Raw genomic sequence first — 18,230 nt, forward strand, 5'->3', positions numbered from 1 at the left:
CGGGCGGGGCGCGTCGTCGCGCAGCCCGCCCGGGCCGGCGTCGTCAGCTCAGGCCGCTCGCCCACGGATAGGTCTTGAGGTACGGGTCCGGCTGCACCGGCTTGCCGGAGTTCCACACCTCGGTGATCAGACCGTCCGCGCCGATCTTGCCGATCCGGGCGGTCTTGGCGATGTGCTGGGTCTTCCCGTCCACCGTGACCAGGCCCTCCGGCGCGTCGAAGGTGATCCCGTCCGAGGCGGCGCGGACCTTCTCCACGTCGAAGGCGCCGGCCTTCTCGACCATGGCCTTCCAGAGGTACACGCCGACGTACGCGGCCTCCATCGGGTCGCTGGTGGGCTTGTCCGCACCGAACTTCGCCTTGTACGCGGCGACGAACTTCGAGTTCGCCGCCCCAGGGGTGGTCTGGTAGTAGTTCCAGGCGGTCAGCTGACCCTCCAGGTACTGGGTGCCGATGCCCTTGACCTCCTCCTCGGCGATCGAGACGGACACCACCGGCATCGCGGCAGCGGTCAGACCGGCCGACTTGTATTCCTTGAAGAAGGCCACGTTGCTGTCGCCGTTGAGTGTGTTGAAGACGGCATCGGCGCCGGACGACTTGACCTTGTTGACGATGGTGCCGAACTCGGTGGATCCGAGTGGGGCGTAATCCTCACCGAGCACGGTCATCCCGTTCGCGGTCGCGTACGCCTTGATGATTTTGTTGGCGGTGCGGGGAAAGACGTAGTCGCTGCCGACCAGATAGACCGACTTCGCCCCCTGCGCCTTGAGGTAGTCGAGCCCGGGAACGATCTGCTGGTTGGTGGTCGCACCCGTGTAGAAGATGTAGGGCGACTGTTCGAGGCCTTCGTACTGCACCGGGTAGAACAGCAACGCCTTGTTCTTCTCGAACACCGGCTTGACCGCTTTGCGACTGGCCGACGTCCAACAGCCGAAGACCGCGGCGACCCGATCCTCGGAGATGAGCTTCTCGGCCTTCTCCGCGAAGGTCGGCCAGTCCGAGGCGCCGTCCTCGCCGACCGGCTGGATCTTCTTGCCGAGGACGCCGCCGGCCGCGTTGATCTCCTCGACGGCGAGCATGATGGAGTCGCGGACGGTGACCTCGCTGATCGCCATGGTGCCGGAGAGCGAGTTGAGCAGCCCCACCTTGACGGTGTCGCCGGAGATGTCGGCGGTGACGCCTGTCGCGCCACCCTCGTCGGTGGTCTTGCTGCCGCACGCGGTCATCGCGGCCGCGGCGACCAGGGTCATGGCGCCCGCCAGGATGCGGCGGCCCCGGAATAGTGACATCTACTCTCCCTGCGGTGCACTCAAGTGGCGAAAGGACGGTCGGTGCGGTCCGGTGGAGCTGACGTGGGCGATGCCGAGGTCGACGGGTGGACGCCGCTCAGGGCACCGGTTCGGATATGGGCAACGAAAGCGTCGACCGACATGATTGCGCTCATGTTTCCCGGCCCTTAATTGGCTGTTTCCGCGCGGTCGATCCGACGCGCACGAAAAAACGGCCGGCACCGTTGGGGAGGAAACGGTGCCGGCCGTTCGGAAAGACGCAGATTTGGTGTCACCACAATGGTCGACGGCAATTCCGTCGATGGTGGGGACACAGTGGTGACATCTGACCCGAGGCCAGATACTTCACGCAGGAAGCATCTTAGGACGGGATCGGGTGGCGCTGTCAAGGGTCCGGGCGGGCCGGCTGGCGGCCCCTGGTCTCAGAGCTGGGCGAGCACTGTGAAGTCGAGCCCGTCGGCCTCGGCCAGGTAGATGCGCTGACGGACGTGCCGCTGGCGTAGCAGCAACCGCCCGCGTGGCCCCTGGTAGGCCACCGTGTCAGCGGCCGTCTCGATGGCCCGCACGTCGAGGGTGCGGGCCTGGCCGATCAGCGCGGCGAGCAGCATCACGCCCTCGTAGCAGGACTCCCCGAGGCTGCCCAACGGCGGCGCCTCCACCCCGAAGCGACGGACGAACTCGCCGTGGAAGTCGAGGTTCTCCTGGGTGACCAGCCCGGCGAAGAAGCCCGCCGTGCTGTACAGCCGCCGGGTCGCACCGGCACCGCTGGCGAGCAGCATGTTCTCGTCCATCAGCGTGCTCAGCCGCAGGCACCGCTGATCGAGGCCGGATCGGGCGAACGCCCGGTTGAACCGCACCGCGTCCGCACCGACAAGCAGCATCAGCACCCCGTCGGCGTCACTGTGCTCGATGCGGCGCAGCACCTCGGTGAAGTCGTGCGCGTCCAACGGCAGGAAGTGCAGGCCCACCACCTGCCCACCGCCGCGCAACGCGTACCGCTGGGCCGCCCGCGCGGTACGACGTGGCCACACGTAGTCGTTGCCGACCACGAACCAGCGACGCACCCCCTGCTCTTCCGCGAGCAGCCGCATCGCGGGCCACAGTTGGGCATCCGGCGTCTCGCTGGTCAGGAAGACCCCCTCGGTGCGTTCACCGCCCTCGTAGAGTGCGGTGTAGACGTACGGCACCCGGTGCGCGACGCGTGGCGCCAGCGCCTGGCGCACCGACGAGATGTGCCACCCCGTCACCCCCTGCACCGCCCCCACCGACACCAACGCCTCGACCTCGGCGGCCACCTCGGCCGGCGGTGCGCCGCCGTCGACCGGCACCAGCCGCACCTCCCGGCCCAGCACACCACCGCATCGGTTGATCTCCTCGACCGCGAGCTGCGCGCACAGCTCGCAGGTGGGGCCGAACATGCCGGCCGGCCCGCGCATCGGGTAGACCAACGCGATGCTGACCACGGCACGGTCGACGGTCAGCCACGGCGGTGCCGGCGCGGACATGAGCACATGATTGCCCGGCCCACGACCGAAGGCCAGGACTCACCACGGACCGGGACACTCGCTACCATGACAGGGCCACCGGACCAGGGAGTTCCATGTCAGACGTGCCCGGGGCGCCAGCCGACCTGCTGCGCTCGCTCACCCGCGCCGAACGGCTGCTCTCTCGCCGGCTGGGCGCTGTCCTGGCCGAGGACGCGCTGAGCATCGAGGCATGGCGGGTGCTCTGCCTGCTCGCCGACGGCCAGGGCCACCCGATGAGCGAGGTGTCCGCCGAGGCGTCGCTGCCTCCCGGCACCCTCACCAAACTGGTCGACCAGCTCGTCGACCGTAACCTCGTCTTCCGCCGGATAGACCCGATGGACCGTCGGCGGATCCGCGCCTACCTCACGGCCCGCGGCCGTCGCGAGCACGATCGCCTCGATGAGCGGGTGCGGGCCAACCTCGCCGAGCTGGGCATGCCACAGGTCGACGATCTGACCGTTCAGCTCGCCGACCTGATCGGTCGTCTCGACCCGGCCCGCCGCCGCGTCGACGCGGTCGGCCCACACCGCTGACGAGGCTCAGTCGACCCTGGTGAGAAGCGGCTTGCCCTTCTCCACGACGTACGTGGCCAGTTCGACGGCGACGCCGTCGCCGACGTTGCGGGCCTGGTGGTGGACGCCGTACGGCACGGTCAGCGCGTCACCGACGTTGCACACCATCGGCGGCTGACCTTCGAGCGTGTACTCCAGAGACCCCTGGAGTACGCAGATGATTTCTTCGCCCGGGTGGAAGTGCTTGAACGGCGGCGAGTCCGGTGTGAACTCCACCCGACTCTGGACGACCTCACGTCCCGGGATGCTGAGGTCGTGCTTCTGGAGATCGACACGCCACAGCCCCGGCGCCGCCTCCACCGCCGTCGGACTGATGCCCTCGGGCCGATCTTTCCCACTCATCACGGCCTCCTGTGAGCCGTCGCGGAACGGCAGTCGCCCCGGTTGGCATGGCCTTCCGAGGATATGGGCCGCAGACCCGTCCCGGGCCGGGATGGGCGAACACGAAAGCCGACGACGTGCCGGGGTCGAGTGGGCGCTCGCGTCACACGGTGAGGCGGGCGCGCAGGGTGTGCGCGTCGGGAGCGGTGGCGGTCCACAGTGTCGCCGGGCCCCCGGCCAACGGCAGTCGGGCGACAGTCCCGTCGACCGCGGCCGGTTCGGCGGGCCGCGACGGGTCGACCACCAGCAGCGAGCCGGTGGCCGGTGCGCCGCCGAGCACCGCGGGGCCGGCCCAGCCGGGTGCGCGCGGCCCCACCGCCAGGGACTGGCGCAGCAGCGGCCGGCCCGCGTAGTCGACCTGCGTGTGCACGACGGCACCGCCCGGCGCCTCGCCGTACCGGCCACAGATCAGCTCGTCGCGCCAGCGCAGGCTCGCCCCGGCGGCCACCGCGACGCGGGACTCGGCGAGGTGCGCGCAGCCGGCCGCCGCGACCAGTTGTTCGGGGAGCCAGTGCAGCGTGGCACCGGCGTGCACCACCGCGGACACCGCCATCCGGGACACCGCGCCTGGCCGTCCCGGCAGGGCGATCGACGCCGCCACTGTGTGCACCCGCACCGCGGCGCCCGGTCCCACTTCGATCTCCAACCGCAGGTCGTCGCCGGCCAGCGGGCCGGCCGCCCCGCCGACGAGGTGCACAGTGGCGACACCACCGTCGGCCGGGGTCTGGCGCAGCAGGAGCGGCGTCTCGCCGTGCAGCTCGACCAGGACCGTGCCACCCCGGCCGTCGGCCCGGGCGACCAGCCGGGCGAGCGCCCGCATCAGACCGGCCCGGCCGGTACGGCGAGCGGGTGCAGGGCCGCGTGGTGGGCCAGCTCGTGCCGGATCCAGTCGGCGACCCGGCTCGCCGTCGGGTCTCCCACGATGGACAGGAAGAGGGTCGGAAGGTCGCCGCGTCGAGCCCGCGCGTCACGGTCCATCACGGCGAGGTCCGCGCCCACCATCGGAGCCAGGTCGGTCTTGTTGATCACGAGGAGGTCGGCGGCGGTGACCCCCGGGCCGCCCTTGCGGGGCACCTTGTCCCCGCCCGCCACGTCGACCACGAAGATCTGCCGGTCGACCAGGCCCCGGCTGAAGGTCGCGGTCAGGTTGTCTCCTCCGCTCTCCACGAGGACCAGGTCCAACGGGCCGACCGCCTCGGCCAGTTCGTCGACGGCGTCCAGATTGGCGCCGATGTCGTCGCGGATCGCGGTGTGCGGGCAGCAGCCGGTCTCCACCGCGCGGATCCGGGCCGGGTCCAGCACCCCGGCCCGCCGCAGGAAGTCGGCGTCCTCGGTGGTGTAGATGTCGTTGGTCACCACGCCGAGCCGCAACTCGTCGGCGAAGGCCCGGCAGAGCGCGGCCACCAGGGCCGTCTTGCCGGAACCGACCGGGCCGCCGATGCCGACCCGCAGAGCACGACCGGCGCGGGCCAGTGGAGGGTGCGGGTCGACCCCCGGCTCGGGATGGGTGTGCGGGACGGTCTCGTCGTGCAACGGGGCGGTCGGTGGTGGCGTGGTCGGGTCGACGGGCGCAGCGCTCGGCACAACAGTCTCAGGACGCAAAGAGACGCACCTCCCAGGTGGCATGGATTTCGGCATGGATGTCGGCGAGTGGAGCGGCGGCGGCCGGCAGCCGCTCCGGTGGGTCGTCGGCGGCGCGGGCCGCGTCGGCAGCCGTGCCGTCGCAGGCGTCGGCCAGGCCGACCAGCAGGGCCTGGACCTGGTACGGGTCGAGGCCGAGCAGGCGTACGCCGGCACTGGCCGCCCCGGTCACCGTCCCGTAGGCGGCGACAGTGGCGGTGTCGAGACGGGACAACCCCGCCGCGGCGCAGAGCAGCCCGAGCACCAGCGGCTGGTGTGCGCCGGCGGGCGTCGTGGGCAGATCGCCGAACGGAGCGTCCGGCCAGATGGCCCGCCCGGCGCGCAGCAGCGCTCGGCCCTGGCGGCGGGAGACGGTTCGCAACGTCGGCGCCGCGGTACGCGCGTCCAGCTCCGCGTCGAGCTGGGCCAGCGTGGTTGCCAGCGTGGCGGTCCCGGCGGATTCGCCCGCGCCGACGGTCCCGGGCACCGCGGCCCGGTGTGCGGCCGCCGCGAACGCCGCACCGACCAGCCCGGCGGTCGCCAACCGTCCGGCCAGGAACGCCGCCAACGAGGCCAGGTCGGTGACCCGGCCGGCGGCGACGGCCGCCTCCAGACCGCCGGAGTGCGCGTGCGCCCCGGCCGGAAAGCGTCCGTCGGCCAACAGCAACAGCAGGCTCGGCGTGGCCATCAGAACAGGAAGTAGCGCTGGGCCATCGGCAGCCGGGGCACCGGGTCCGGCTCGACCACCACACCGTCGATCCGCACCGTGAAGGTGTCCGGGTCCACCTCGATGCGCGGCATCGCGTTGTTCTCCGGCAGGTCGGCCTTGCCCCGCGACCGCACGTCGCTCACCGGCACCACCCGGCGTCGCACGTCCAGCCGAAGTCCGGCGTCCAGTGCCGCCGGGGCCACGAACGCCAGACTGGTGGCGGCCGCCGCGGCACCGTACGCCCCGAACATCGGCCGCGGCAGCATCGGCTGCGGCGTCGGGATCGAGGCGTTCGCGTCACCCATCTGGGCGTACGCGATCATGCCGCCCTTGAGCACCAGGTGCGGTCGTACGCCGAAGAACGCCGGGTCCCAGAGCACCAGGTCGGCGAGCTTGCCGGGTTCGACCGAGCCGACCTCGTGCTCCAGCCCGTTGGCCATCGCCGCGCAGATGGTGTACTTCGCGACGTACCGTCGGGCTCGGTGGTTGTCGGCGGCCCCGTCGCCCGGCAGCGCGCCGACCCGCTCCTTCATCACGTGCGCGCTCTGCCAGGTCCGCAGGATCACCTCGCCGACCCGGCCCATCGCCTGCGCGTCGGAGCCGATGATGGAGATCGCGCCGAGGTCGTGCAGCAGGTCCTCGGCGGCCATCGTGGACGGTCGGATCCGGCTTTCGGCGAAGGCCAGGTCCTCCGGCACGGACGGGTTGAGGTGGTGGCAGACCATCAACATGTCCAGGTGTTCGGCGAGGGTGTTGGCGGTGTACGGGCGGGTCGGGTTGGTCGACGACGGCAGCACGTTCGGTTCACTGGCCACCGTGATGATGTCCGGTGCGTGCCCGCCGCCAGCACCCTCGGTGTGGTACGAGTGGATGGCCCGCCCGCCGATCGCGCGCAGGGTGTCGGCGACGAAACCGGCCTCGTTGAGCGTGTCGGTGTGGATCGACACCTGGACCCCGGACTGGTCGGCCACCCGCAGGCAGGCGTCGATCGCCGCCGGTGTGGTGCCCCAGTCCTCGTGCAGCTTGAAACCGCCCGCACCGGCGCGCAACTGTTCCCAGAGCGCCTCGCTGGAGACGGTGTTGCCCTTGCCGAGCAGCAACACGTTGACCGGCATGGTGTCCAGCGCCTCGTGCATCCGGGCCAGGTGCCAGCCGTTCGGGGTGACAGTGGTCGCCCGGGTTCCCTCGGCCGGGCCGGTGCCGCCACCCACCAACGTGGTGACGCCGCTGGCCAGGGCCTCGGTGACGATCTGCGGGCAGATGAAGTGCACGTGGGTGTCGACCGCGCCGGCGGTGAGGATCCGCCCGTTGCCGGCGATCACCTCGGTGGACGGGCCGATGACCAGGTCGGGGTGGACGCCGGGCATGGTGTCCGGGTTGCCGGCCCGGCCGAGCGCCACGATGCGCCCGTCGCGCAGCCCCACGTCGGCCTTGACCACTCCCCAGTGGTCGAGCACCACGGCGCCGGTGATGACGGTGTCCAGTGCCCCCTCGGCGCGGGTGGCCCGCGACTGCCCCATCGACTCGCGGATCACCTTCCCGCCGCCGAAGACCGCCTCGTCACCACCGACGCAGTGGTCGGTCTCCACCTCGATGAGCAGGTTGGTGTCGGCCAGCCGGATCCGGTCGCCGGTCGTCGGCCCGTACAGGTCGATGTAGCGGTCCCGCCGCACGGCGCTCACTCCGGTGACCCGTCGGCCGTCGGCGGGTCCAGTGGGCCCGCACACGCGCCACGCAGCCCCGGCACGACGCGCGCGCCGCCGAACGGGACGAGGTCGACGCTGCGGCTGATGCCCGGCTCGAACCGGACCGAGGTGCCCGCCGGCACGGCGAGCCGCTGCCCCCAGGCGACGTCCCGGTCGAACGCCAGGGCCGGGTTGGCCTCGGCGAAGTGGTAGTGCGAGCCCACCTGCACCGGCCGGTCGGCGGTGTTGACCACGAGCAGCGTGGTTACCGGGCGGCCCGCGTTGATCTCGACCGGGCCGGGCGCCGGCAGGATTTCCCCCGGGATCACGGGATCGGGTGGTGCACCGTCACGAGTTTGGTGCCGTCCGGGAACGTCGCCTCCACCTGCACCTCCCTCAGCAGCTCGGGGATGCCGTCCTGGACGTCGTCGCGGCCGAGCACGCTCCGGCCGGCCGACATCAGGTCGACGACGGACCGGCCGTCGCGGGCCCCTTCGAGCAGGAACGCGGTGATCACCGCGACGGCTTCGGGGTAGTTGAGGCGCAGGCCGCGCTCGCGGCGGGCGCGGGCGACATCGGCCGCGACGTGGACGAGCAGGCGGTCCTGCTCATGCGGGCTGAGAAACACGGGCTTCTCCCGGTGGGGTGGGCGTGCCCGGCTCGCCATCGGCCCCTCAGGGGGCCGCGCGCCGGGCAGCAGACACCCGGGGTACGAGCTGGAGTCACACGACCGCCGAGTCCCCGCCGACGGGGCGACCCGGGACTCCACCATCCCGGCCCGCGTGACGGGCAACCGGCGGTGTCTCGGTCGGATGCGGACCGCACCGCCCACCGCTGAGCCGACCGTAGAGGATCACCACCGGCCGGGGCAACAGTCGATCCGGGTTCGCGCCGGCCCACTTCTGGGTGCCGGTGCTCATTCCCCTCGCGTACGACCCCAGGGCATGATCGCCGGATGACGGCGACAAGGGGTACGCGCGCACTGCTCGGTGTTCTGTTCCTGGCGGCGGCCACGGTCGGGACGTGGCTGCTCTGGCTGGGCTGGGACACCGACTACACGGTCGATGCGGAGACCGGCGCGAGCAGCGGCCCGTACGAGGCGTGGCAGGTGGTCGGCTGTGTGCTGACGCTCGTCCTGCTGGCCGCGCTCGCCGCCACGCGACTCAGTCCGTGGCTGGTGGCGACGGTGATGACTGTCGCCTTCACGGCGGCCTGGGGGTGGCAGGCCGCGTCCACCGACGACACCGGCCTGTGGGCCGTCGGGGCGGTGCTGGTGCTGGTCGGGATGGCGGCCGGCAGCACGGCCGTGAGTCTCGTCGCGCGGCGGGTCGGCCGACGCGTCGCCGGCCGACCCAGCTAGCCGCCGCCCCGTCGCCGGCCGGGGCCCGCCCGCTCAGCGGGTCGCGAGGGGTGCCGCCGCTGGCCGGGGCCCGCCCGCTCAGCGGGCCGCGACGGGTGCCGCCGCCGGCCGGGGCACCCCGGCGAAGGGGATGTCGACGTTGTCCGTCGGCCCGGGCTGGCCGTCGGGGTGCCGCCACAGGCCACTGTCGCGCAGGATCGGCAGCACGCCCTCGCCGAACCAGTACGCCTCCTCCAGGTGCGGGTAGCCGGAGAGGATGAACTCGTCGATGCCGAGCGCGTGGTACTCGGCGATCCGGTCGGCGACCTCGCGGTGACTGCCGACCAGCGCGGTGCCGGCCCCGCCCCGGACCAGCCCGACGCCGGCCCACAGGTTGGGCGAGACCTCCAGGCTGTCGCGGGAACCGCCGTGCAGGTCGAGCATCCGGCGCTGCCCCTCGGACTCACTGCGGCGCAGCCCGTCCTGCACCGCCCGGATGTCGGCCTCGTCGACGCCGTTGAGCAGGCGGCGCGCCTGCGCCCACGCCTCATCAGAGGTGTCCCGGGCGATGACGTGCAGCCGGATGCCGAACCGCAGTTCGCGCCCGGCGTCGGCGGCCAGCGCCCGGACCCGGGTCAGCTTGTCGGCGACCTGGGCCGGCGGCTCGCCCCAGGTGAGGTAGACGTCGCTGTGCCGCACCGCCACGGGTAGGGCCGCTGCGGACGAGCCACCGAAGTAGACCGGCGGGACCGGGTCGGGCAGCCGGTGCAGCCGCGCCTGCTCGACGCGCAGGTGGGTGCCGGTGTGGTCGACCGTCTCACCCCGCCACAGCGCGCGCACCACGTGCAGGAACTCGTCGGCCCTCGCGTACCGGGCGTCCTTGTCCAGGAAGTCGCCGTACGCCCGCTGCTCCTGCGACTCGCCCCCGGTGACCACGTTGAGCAGCAGTCGGCCCCGGGACAGCCGCTGGAAGGTCGAGGCCATCTGGGCGGCCAGTGTCGGAGCCAGCAGCCCGGGTCGGAACGCGACCAGGAACTTGAGTCGCTCGGTCACCTCGGTGAGCATTGCGGTGCTCAGCCAGGCGTCCTCGCACCAGGCACCCGTCGGGGTGAGGGCGCCGACGAAGCCGAGCTGCTCGGCGGTGCGGGCGATCTGCCCGAGGTACGCGACGGTGGCCGGGCGGGCGCCTCCGGCAGCGCCGGTCGGTACGCCGTGGCCGCCCCCGACGATGTCCCGGCTGTCGCCGTTGGTGGGCAGGAACCAGTGGAAGGTGAGGGTCATCGCGGCTCTTTCCTCCAGTGCGCGGCGGGTGCGGGTACGGGTGCGCGCACCGCAGGCGGGCACCTCCTGAGGGGTGGGACGATCCCGCCGACAGCCTACCCATAAAACCTATCGGGTTAGTAGGCTACCGGCCACGGCGCCGACACCTGTCGATGCGTCCCGACCCGCATGCCCGACCCGAGGAGCCGCCATGCCCACCCCGCCGACGAGCCGTCCCCCGCATCGCCGCCTCCTGACGGCCGCCCTCACCACAGTGGCGCTGCTCGCCACGGCCGCGGTGAGCGCGTGCGGCGGGTCCGCCGATGCCGGCGGCACCGCCAGCAAACTCCGGATCGGCTACCAGCGCTTCGGCGGGCTGAGCCTGGTCAAGGCGCGCGGCGCGGCGCCGGATGTGGAGTGGTCGCTGTTCGAGAGCGGTCCGGCGCTCACCGAGGCGCTCAAGGCCGGCTCCATCGACATCGGACAGGTCGGCGAGGCACCACCCGTCTTCGCCGCGGCCGGGAAGATCCCATTCTCCATCATCGGCACCTCGGCGCCGATCCCGCAGGGCGAGGCCGTGCTCGTCAAGGCCGATCGCGGTTACCGCACCTTCGCCGACCTCAAGGGAAAGACGGTGGCCCTGAACAAGGGGTCGAACGTGCACTGGCTGCTCGTCCAGCTGCTCAAGGCGAACAACATGACCCTGAAGGACATCCAGGTCAAGTACCTCAAGCCCGCGGAAGGGCGGCCCGCGTTCGACGGTGGCCAGGTCGACGCCTGGGTCATCTGGGACCCGTACTTCGCGCTGGCCGAGCAGCCGGGGGTCCAGGTGCTCGCCGACGCGACCGGGCTGGCCAGCAACCGCGAGTACGTCCTGGCCGCCCCGGACGCCGTCACGAAGCAGCCGGACGAGATCCGGGCCTTCCTTCAGCGCTACCGCGAGGTGACCGACTGGGGCATCGCCCACCCCGAGGAGCGGGCCAGCACGCTCGCGCCGGAGCTGAAGATCCCGCAGGACGTCACCGGTCGGGCCCTGGCCCGCAGCGCCAGACCCCTCGCCCCCGTCACCCCGGCCATCGGCGACGAACTTCAGGCGATCACCGACAGCTTCATCGCCCTGGATCTCATCCCGGGCCCGGTCGACATCCGGTCCCGGGTCGACAGCCGGTTCAGCGCGGTGTTCCAGTGAGCCGTACGACGCTGGCCGAGGCGCCGGCCGAGATCGCGGCGGCGCCGCCGGTCGCGCCCCGACGTCTTCGGCCGACACGACGGTGGTGGCGGTTGGCCAGCCCGGTGGCACTGGTCCTGGGCTGGGAGCTGGCCTCGCGGACCGGCCTGCTGGCACCGGAGAAGCTGCCCGCGCCGAGTGACGTCCTGGCCACCGGCTGGCGGCTGGGCCGGGACGGAACGCTCGGCGTCCATCTGCTGGACTCCCTCACCCGGGCCGGGGCGGGGCTGTTGATCGGCGGCGTCCTGGCCCTTGCCCTGGGCACCCTGGCCGGGCTGCTGCGGCTCGGTGACGACCTGGTCGACCCGCCGGTGCAGATGGCCCGGATGCTGCCGCACCTCGGGCTGGTCCCGTTGCTGATCATCTGGGTCGGCATCGGTGAGTCACTCAAGATCAGCCTGGTGGCTCTGGGCGCCTTCTTCCCCATCTACTTCAACACCTACGCCGGCATCCGGGACATCGACGAGCGGCTGGTGGAGGCGGCGCGCACCTGCGGTCTGGGGCAGGCCGCCCGACTGCGGCACGTGGTGCTGCCCGGCGCGCTGCCGGCCCTGTTCCTCGGGCTGCGCCTGGCGATCGGGGCGGCCTGGCTCAGCCTGGTCGTCGGCGAGCAGGTCAACGCCCAGACCGGGATCGGCTTTCTGATGATGGAGGCACGGGAGTTCAGCCAGACCGACGTGGTGGTGCTGGGGCTGCTCGTCTACGCGCTGCTCGGGCTGATATCCGACAGTGCGTTGCGCGTCCTGGAGAGGAGGATGTTGACATGGCGTCGCGGACTGCGGGCCACGTGAACGACACCGCGCCGGTGCTGACCGCCCACGCGGTGCGCCGGGCGTTCGGGCCGACGGTCGTGCTGGCCGGGGTCGACCTCGCCATCGCACGCGGCGAGGTGGTGGCCCTGCTGGGCGGCAGCGGTTCCGGCAAGAGCACGCTCCTGCGGATTCTCGCCGGGCTCGACGGTGAGGCCAGTGGCACGAGCGTCGTGCACGGCACCGCCGCCGTGGTCTTCCAGGAACACCGGCTGCTGCCCTGGAAGCGGGTGGCGGACAACGTCGGGCTCGGCCTGTCCGGGCCGGACGCCCACGAGCGGATCCGGCGGGCGCTGGCCGAGGTCGGGCTCGCCGATCGGCACCGGGCCTGGCCGGCGGAGCTGTCCGGCGGGCAGGCGCAACGGGTGGCCGTCGCACGAGCACTGGTCCGCGAACCGGACGTGCTGCTGCTCGACGAGCCGTTCGGCGCCCTCGACGCGCTGACCCGCCTGCGGATGCAGATCCTGCTGCGCCGGCTGCGCGCCGAGCACGGCTTCGCGGCCCTGCTGGTCACCCACGACGTGGAGGAGGCGCTCTTGCTCGCCGACCGGATCCTGCTGCTCGACGAGGGCCGCATCGCTGCGGAGCTGCCCGTCGACCTGGCCCCCACCCGTACGCCCGACGAACCGGCCTTCGGCGCGCTGCGCCGCCACCTGCTCGACCGACTCGGCGTTCCCACCACCTGACGAGCGGAGCTGTGATGACCCGCTGGACCCCCGACCCCACGTTCTATCCCTCGCCTCGGGAGGCGGTGACCGCACCGGCCGAGAAGCTCGCCTACGTGGCCGCCTTCGACCGTACGGCAAGCCGTCCGGACGCCATCGTGGTGCTGGACACCGACCCGGACTCCCCCGACTACGGCCGGGTCGTGGGTTGGACCGACCTGCCCTACGTCGGCGACGAGCTGCACCACTTCGGCTGGAACGCGTGCAGCAGCGCGCTCTGTCCGACCGCCCCGCACCCGCACGTCGAGCGGCGCTACCTGATCGTTCCCGGCCTGCGGTCGTCGCGGATCCACGTGGTCGACACCCAACCCGACCCGCGTCAGCCGCAGGTGGTCAAGGTGATCGGCCCGGAGGAGCTGGCGAAGCGCGCCGGCTACTCGCGCCCGCACACAGTGCACTGTGGCCCGGACGGCATCTACCTCTCCGCTCTCGGGGGCGCGGACGGCGCGGAGGGTCCGGGAGGCATCGCCATCCTCGACCACACCACATTCGAGGTACGCGGGGCGTGGGAGGCCGACCGGGGTCCACAGTTCCTGGCGTACGACCTGTGGTGGCACCTCACCCAGGACGTGCTGGTCACCAGCGAGTGGGGCACTCCGTCGATGATCGAGGACGGCATCATCGGCGAGTTGCTGCTGGGTCGACGCTACGGCCACGCCATCCATTTCTGGGACCTCGCGAAACGTCGGCACGTCCAGCGGGTCGACCTGGGCGATCAATATCAGATGCCGCTGGAGCTGCGCCCGGCGCACGACCCGTCGAAGTCGTACGGGTTCGTCGGGGTGGTGATCAGTGTCGAGGACCTCTCCGCCTCAGTCTGGCTGTGGCACCGCGACGGCGACGCCTGGGCGGTCACCAAGGTGATCGACATTCCGGCCGAGCCGGCGGACCCGGCGAATCTGCCCGACCTGCTCAAGCCGTTCTCGGCGGTGCCGCCACTGGTGACCGACATCGACCTGTCCGTCGACGACCGGTTCCTCTACGTCTCCTGCTGGGGCACGGGAGAGCTGCGCCAGTACGACGTCAGCGACCCGCTGCGTCCCGTACTGACCGGCTCCGTGCATCTCGGTGGGATCGTGCGTCGCACGGCGCACCCGTCCGCGCCGGACGAGGCCCTCGCCGGCGGCCCGCAGATGGTGGAGGTGAGCCGGGACGGGCGACGGGTCTACGTCAGCAACTCGCTCTACGGCGCGTGGGACGACCAGTTCTACCCCGACGGGGTGGGTGCCTGGCTGGCCAAGCTCGACGTGGACGTCGAGGCCGGTGGGCTCACCCCGGACGAGCGGTTCTTTCCGCACGGGGAGGAGTTCCGGGGCCTGCGGGTGCACCAGACCCGGTTGCAGGGCGGGGACGCGTCCTCCGACTCGTACTGCTTTCCGTGACCGTCTCCACACTGGCGACGCTTGCCGCGCTCGGCGCGTTCCATGGTCTGAACCCGGCGATGGGTTGGCTGTTCGCGGTGGCCCGGGGCCTGCAGGAGCGCAGCCGGACGGCGTTGCTGCGCGCCCTGTCGCCGATCGCGGCCGGGCACCTCGCCTCGGTGGGGATCGTCGCGGCACTGGTCACCGCGACCCGTTCGGTGACGGCGAGCACCGCCCTCGCGGTGGTCGGCGGCGTGCTGCTGGTCGCGTTCGGTTTGTGGCGACTGCTCTCCGAGCGGCACTTCCGCTGGGCGGGGATGCGGCTGTCCGCGGCGCAGCTCGCCGGCTGGTCGTTCCTCATGTCGTCGGCCCACGGCGCGGGGCTGATGCTGTTGCCGGTGCTGGTGGCCGAGCCGGTGCCCGGGGGCCACTCCGGGCACCTGGCCAGCGCGCCGGTGGGTGCCCTGTCCGGGCTCGCCGCCGCCGGCGTGCACACAGTGGCGATGCTCGGCACCGCGCTGGCCATCGCGATTCTGGTCTACCAGGTGCTCGGGGTCGGTGTGCTGCGTCGGGCCTGGTTCAACGTCGACCGGCTCTGGGCCGGGGTGCTGGTCGCCGCCGGATTGGTCACGTTGCTCCGGGCGTGAACCGACCATCGTGGACGGAACCGATCTGTGGTCTCATGGCGGCATGATCACTCCGACTCCCCTCATGCGTCTGGTGGCCGGTGTGTGGGGGTTCAAGACCCTCGCGGCCGGCGTCGAACTCGGTCTGTTCACCCGGCTCGCCGGGGGTCGGACGATGACCGTCGAGCAGGCCGCTGCCGAGTTCGGGCTGCCGGACCGGCCCGCGGACCTGTTGCTGGCCGCCAGTGCCTCGCTCGGCCTGCTGGAGAAGGCCGGCGACGGTTACCGCAACTCCGAGTTGGCCGAGCAGTTCCTGGTCGAGGGTCGCCCGTACTACTTCGGTGCGCAGATCCGTTACTCCGACCTGCGCACCTACCTGCCCTGGCACCGCATCGGCGAGGCCCTGCGCACGGATCGGCCGTTGACCTGGGACCCGGAGGCACAGCAGTCGATGTTCGACACCGCCGACCCGGAGATGCTGACACAGTTCTGGGACGCGATGTTCTCCACGTCCAGCTTCACCGCCGCCGCGTTGGCCGACGCGTACGACTTCTCCACGCACCGCCGCCTGCTCGACGTCGGGGGCGGGGCCGGGGCGTTCCCGATCGAGTTCTGCCGCCGCCTGCCCGAGTTGCGGGCCACCGTCCTGGATCTGCCGCACGTCTGCGTACGGGCACGGGAGCGGATCGCGGAGGCCGGCCTGACGGAGCGGATCGACGCGGTGGGCGGCGACTTCCTCGCCGACCCGGCGCTGCCGGACGGGCACGACGTCATCCTGCTCAGCATGATCCTGCACGACTGGGACGAGCCGACGAACCGGGCGCTGCTGGCCCGGTGCCACGCGGCGCTGCCGCCAGGCGGGGCGATCGTCGTCTGCGAACTCCTGCTCAACGACGAGCGGACCGGGCCGCCGGAGGCCGCGCTGATGGGGATGAACATGCTGGTCGAGACCGAGGGTGGCCGCAACTACTCGGGCGCCGAGTACGCTGCCTGGCTCGCCGATGCCGGTTTCGTCGACGTGCGTACCGTGCCGTTCGACGCCCCCGGTGCCAACGGCGCTGTGGTGGCCCGGCGGGCCTGACCGACGACGACACCCGGCCCCGGTGCGAACCGTGGGCCGGGTGTCGCGGCGCCTCACGGCGCTGGCGTCCGATCGGCTACCGGTACGGGTCAGGCGCGAGCCTTGACCGGCTGCTTCATGAAGTCCAGGATCGCCTTGTTGACGTCCTCGGCGTGTGTCCACGGGATGCCGTGCGGCGCGCCCTTGAGCGTGACGAGCTTGCCGGTCGGCATCATCGGCCCGAGCCGCTGGCCGGTCACCGGGTAGGGCAGCACCCGGTCCTGGTCACCCTGCACGATCAGCACCGGAATGTCGATCTTCGGCAGGTCGGGGCGGAAGTCCTCCTGCCAGGCGTCCACGCTGTCGTGGGTGCCCTTGGCGGAGGCCATCGCGCCGATCTGCCAGTGCGCCCGGTACGCCTCCTCGCTGACCCGCTTGCCCATGTTCTGGTCCGGGTTGAAGAACGCGTCGCAGAACGACGTCAGGTACGCGAAACGGTCCTTGATGATGGCGTCCTGGAAACCCTTGAAGAGGCTCCGGTCGACACCCTCCGGATTGTCATTGGCCTTGGCCAGCATGGGTTGCAGCGGGCTGAGCACCACGGCCCGGCTCACGCGCTGGGAGCCGTAGTTGCCCAGGTAGCGAATGACCTCACCGGTGCCCATCGAGTGACCGACGAGGGTCACGTCGCTCAGGTTCAGCTCGGTCATCAGCACGTCCAGGTCCGCCGCGAACGTGTTGTAGTCGTACCCGAAGGTCGGCTGGGCGGAGTTGCCGTAACCGCGCCGATCGTAGGTGATCGTCCGGTATCCGGCGTTGAGCAGCTGGGTGGTCACCTTCTCCCAGGTCGCCCCGTTGAACGGGAAGCCGTGGATCAGCACCACCGGCTTACCGGAACCGTGGTCCTCGTAGTACAGGTCGATGGGCGCGGAGTTTTCCGTTCCCACGGTAATGAAAGGCATGTTTGTCTCCTGCTCCGGTATCGGGCTGTCGGACGTCAGCGCGCTTTCCCGCCGGGTCGGCGGATATGCCGGCCGTCGAAAGCACAGCGACCCCTCCAGCCATCGACAGATATCGACGCTCTCGATAGGGTCGGAGGTAGGAAAGTTTCGGCGTACGGGAGGTGGGCATGTCCCGACGAATCCGCACCACGGTCGCCGCGTTGGCCCTCGGGTCAGCAACGGCCGCGCTGAGTGCCACGCCGGCCCACGCCGACCCGGTGGTGCCCCGGCACGCCGTCGTGGTGTGCCAGAGCGCCAGCTTCTACGCCAACTACGACTCCGCCGGCGGCCCCACCGGCCTCAAGCGCACCCTCGCCTACGGCAACAAGATCGGTCACACGCCGGGCGCGCACCCGGTCTACAACGGGTGGGCGGCATCGTTCGACTTCGGCCCCAACGACTGGGGCTACCTGCGCGCCGAGTGCATCGGCGGGTACGACTCATGGTGACCCGGCGCCGGACACTCGCCGGTCTGCTCCCCGGCCTGCTCGCCGGGGTTCTCGCCGCGACAGTCGCGCTGCCGGCTTCCGCGCAGGCCGCCAACGGCACGATCGGGCAACGGGAGACGGTGTGCGCGTCCGACCTGTTCGTCCGCACCCAACCCGTCGGCGCCTGGATGGGCACCCTCTACCAGGGTCAGACGTTCCTGGTCGAAGGCCCCCGCAGCGGTGGCTACGTCTACGGCTTCGCCTACGGGCACATCAACCGCCGCGGCTGGGTGCAGGACGGCTGGTTCTGCTGACCCCCTGCGCGTCAATGGACCCAGCCCGCCGGCCTGACCCATGCCCGCCGGGCTGACCCTGCAAGCGGCGGCACGCGCGGCGTCGGCGTCGGCTTGCGCGATGTCGGACCGCCGAGATCAACACGGGTTTGCTGAAATCGGGGTGTCCCCGCCGCGTGGATACCCCGACTTCAAGGAACCCGAGTCGATCATCGCCGCGGTCCCGACAGGCGGAACGCTTAGACCGGATGCTGGACAGACCGCTCGGTCAGACCGTGGCGTCGCCCCAACCCGACGGCCGAACTGCGGACCCGGTCAT

General features: G+C 71.6%; 21 protein-coding genes. 10 read left to right on the forward strand and 11 right to left on the reverse strand.

Annotated elements, in window-relative coordinates; all coding sequences use genetic code 11:
- Nucleotides 1-43: 43 nt before the first annotated feature.
- Complete coding sequence (gene urtA / locus KBX34_RS03825) at nt 44-1,288, reverse strand: urea ABC transporter substrate-binding protein (RefSeq protein WP_088948573.1); 1,245 nt, start codon at nt 1,286-1,288, stop codon at nt 44-46.
- 422 nt (nt 1,289-1,710) lie between these two features.
- Entirely contained in the window at nt 1,711-2,793 is a 1,083-nt protein-coding gene (locus tag KBX34_RS03830; RefSeq protein WP_088948574.1) for a substrate-binding domain-containing protein, read from the reverse strand.
- A 95-nt stretch (nt 2,794-2,888) separates the two neighbouring features.
- On the opposite strand from KBX34_RS03830, the gene KBX34_RS03835 reads away from it, so the two are divergent.
- On the forward strand, nt 2,889-3,347 hold the full coding sequence (locus KBX34_RS03835) for a MarR family winged helix-turn-helix transcriptional regulator (protein ID WP_210789997.1): 459 nt from the start codon (nt 2,889-2,891) through the stop codon (nt 3,345-3,347).
- A gap of 6 nt (nt 3,348-3,353) precedes the next feature.
- Here KBX34_RS03835 and KBX34_RS03840 read toward each other — a convergent pair whose 3' ends face one another.
- From KBX34_RS03840 to KBX34_RS03870, 7 genes are all read right to left on the reverse strand, one after another.
- Nucleotides 3,354-3,728, reverse strand: coding sequence for a cupin domain-containing protein (locus KBX34_RS03840; protein WP_210790000.1), 375 nt, complete (start codon nt 3,726-3,728; stop codon nt 3,354-3,356).
- 142 nt (nt 3,729-3,870) lie between these two features.
- The gene (locus tag KBX34_RS03845; RefSeq protein WP_210790003.1) at nt 3,871-4,587 is read right to left on the reverse strand and encodes an urease accessory protein UreD; all 717 of its coding nucleotides are present in this window, start codon (nt 4,585-4,587) and stop codon (nt 3,871-3,873) included.
- Nucleotides 4,587-5,369, reverse strand: a complete 783-nt coding sequence (gene ureG / locus KBX34_RS03850) for an urease accessory protein UreG (protein WP_374223651.1) — start codon at nt 5,367-5,369, stop codon at nt 4,587-4,589. The genes KBX34_RS03845 and ureG overlap by 1 nt, the downstream gene beginning before the upstream one ends.
- Nucleotides 5,359-6,075 carry an urease accessory protein UreF gene (locus tag KBX34_RS03855; RefSeq protein WP_210923277.1) on the reverse strand — a complete coding sequence of 239 codons (717 nt, stop codon included), beginning with the start codon at nt 6,073-6,075 and terminating at the stop codon, nt 5,359-5,361. The genes ureG and KBX34_RS03855 overlap by 11 nt, the downstream gene beginning before the upstream one ends.
- The gene (locus KBX34_RS03860) at nt 6,075-7,778 is read right to left on the reverse strand and encodes an urease subunit alpha (RefSeq protein WP_210923279.1); all 1,704 of its coding nucleotides are present in this window, start codon (nt 7,776-7,778) and stop codon (nt 6,075-6,077) included. Before KBX34_RS03860 ends, KBX34_RS03855 begins: the two co-directional genes overlap by 1 nt.
- On the reverse strand, nt 7,775-8,110 hold the full coding sequence (locus KBX34_RS03865) for an urease subunit beta (RefSeq protein WP_210790020.1): 336 nt from the start codon (nt 8,108-8,110) through the stop codon (nt 7,775-7,777). The genes KBX34_RS03860 and KBX34_RS03865 overlap by 4 nt, the downstream gene beginning before the upstream one ends.
- Nucleotides 8,107-8,409, reverse strand: a complete 303-nt coding sequence (locus KBX34_RS03870; protein ID WP_088948581.1) for an urease subunit gamma — start codon at nt 8,407-8,409, stop codon at nt 8,107-8,109. Before KBX34_RS03870 ends, KBX34_RS03865 begins: the two co-directional genes overlap by 4 nt.
- A 327-nt stretch (nt 8,410-8,736) precedes the next feature.
- On the opposite strand from KBX34_RS03870, the gene KBX34_RS03875 reads away from it, so the two are divergent.
- Nucleotides 8,737-9,141 carry a hypothetical protein gene (locus tag KBX34_RS03875; RefSeq protein ID WP_210790021.1) on the forward strand — a complete coding sequence of 135 codons (405 nt, stop codon included), beginning with the start codon at nt 8,737-8,739 and terminating at the stop codon, nt 9,139-9,141.
- Nucleotides 9,142-9,219: 78 nt separating this feature from the next.
- Here the strand turns inward: KBX34_RS03875 and KBX34_RS03880 are convergent, their stop codons facing one another.
- Nucleotides 9,220-10,401, reverse strand: coding sequence for an LLM class flavin-dependent oxidoreductase (locus KBX34_RS03880; protein WP_210790023.1), 1,182 nt, complete (start codon nt 10,399-10,401; stop codon nt 9,220-9,222).
- 190 nt (nt 10,402-10,591) lie between these two features.
- Here KBX34_RS03880 and KBX34_RS03885 point away from each other — a divergent pair, with 190 nt between their 5' ends.
- From KBX34_RS03885 to KBX34_RS03910, 6 genes are read left to right on the forward strand one after another with little or no spacing between them, the layout of a single operon-like run.
- Nucleotides 10,592-11,569 (forward strand): aliphatic sulfonate ABC transporter substrate-binding protein, encoded by a 978-nt coding sequence (locus tag KBX34_RS03885; RefSeq protein ID WP_210790026.1) that lies wholly within the window; start codon nt 10,592-10,594, stop codon nt 11,567-11,569.
- Nucleotides 11,566-12,399, forward strand: a complete 834-nt coding sequence (locus KBX34_RS03890; protein WP_210790029.1) for an ABC transporter permease — start codon at nt 11,566-11,568, stop codon at nt 12,397-12,399. Before KBX34_RS03885 ends, KBX34_RS03890 begins: the two co-directional genes overlap by 4 nt.
- Entirely contained in the window at nt 12,372-13,103 is a 732-nt protein-coding gene (locus tag KBX34_RS03895) for an ABC transporter ATP-binding protein (RefSeq protein ID WP_210923280.1), read from the forward strand. Before KBX34_RS03890 ends, KBX34_RS03895 begins: the two co-directional genes overlap by 28 nt.
- Nucleotides 13,104-13,117: 14 nt before the next feature.
- A complete protein-coding gene (locus KBX34_RS03900) occupies nt 13,118-14,524 on the forward strand; it encodes a selenium-binding family protein (protein WP_210923282.1) in 1,407 nt (468 codons plus the stop codon).
- Nucleotides 14,521-15,150, forward strand: coding sequence for a hypothetical protein (locus KBX34_RS03905; protein ID WP_210923284.1), 630 nt, complete (start codon nt 14,521-14,523; stop codon nt 15,148-15,150). The genes KBX34_RS03900 and KBX34_RS03905 overlap by 4 nt, the downstream gene beginning before the upstream one ends.
- Before the next feature lie 43 nt (nt 15,151-15,193).
- Nucleotides 15,194-16,210: a methyltransferase gene (locus KBX34_RS03910; protein WP_210923286.1), complete on the forward strand. Its 1,017-nt coding sequence runs from the start codon at nt 15,194-15,196 to the stop codon at nt 16,208-16,210.
- Nucleotides 16,211-16,299: 89 nt separating this feature from the next.
- On the opposite strand, the gene KBX34_RS03915 is transcribed toward KBX34_RS03910, so the two are convergent.
- On the reverse strand, nt 16,300-17,151 hold the full coding sequence (locus tag KBX34_RS03915) for an alpha/beta fold hydrolase (protein WP_088948591.1): 852 nt from the start codon (nt 17,149-17,151) through the stop codon (nt 16,300-16,302).
- 167 nt (nt 17,152-17,318) lie between these two features.
- Here KBX34_RS03915 and KBX34_RS03920 point away from each other — a divergent pair, with 167 nt between their 5' ends.
- Nucleotides 17,319-17,639, forward strand: a complete 321-nt coding sequence (locus tag KBX34_RS03920) for a hypothetical protein (RefSeq protein ID WP_210923288.1) — start codon at nt 17,319-17,321, stop codon at nt 17,637-17,639.
- Entirely contained in the window at nt 17,633-17,932 is a 300-nt protein-coding gene (locus KBX34_RS03925) for a hypothetical protein (RefSeq protein WP_210923290.1), read from the forward strand. Before KBX34_RS03920 ends, KBX34_RS03925 begins: the two co-directional genes overlap by 7 nt.
- Nucleotides 17,933-18,230 lie beyond the last annotated feature (298 nt).

It is taken from the genome of Micromonospora sp. M61, assembly GCF_018070245.1.
GTDB lineage: Bacteria > Actinomycetota > Actinomycetes > Mycobacteriales > Micromonosporaceae > Micromonospora > Micromonospora zamorensis.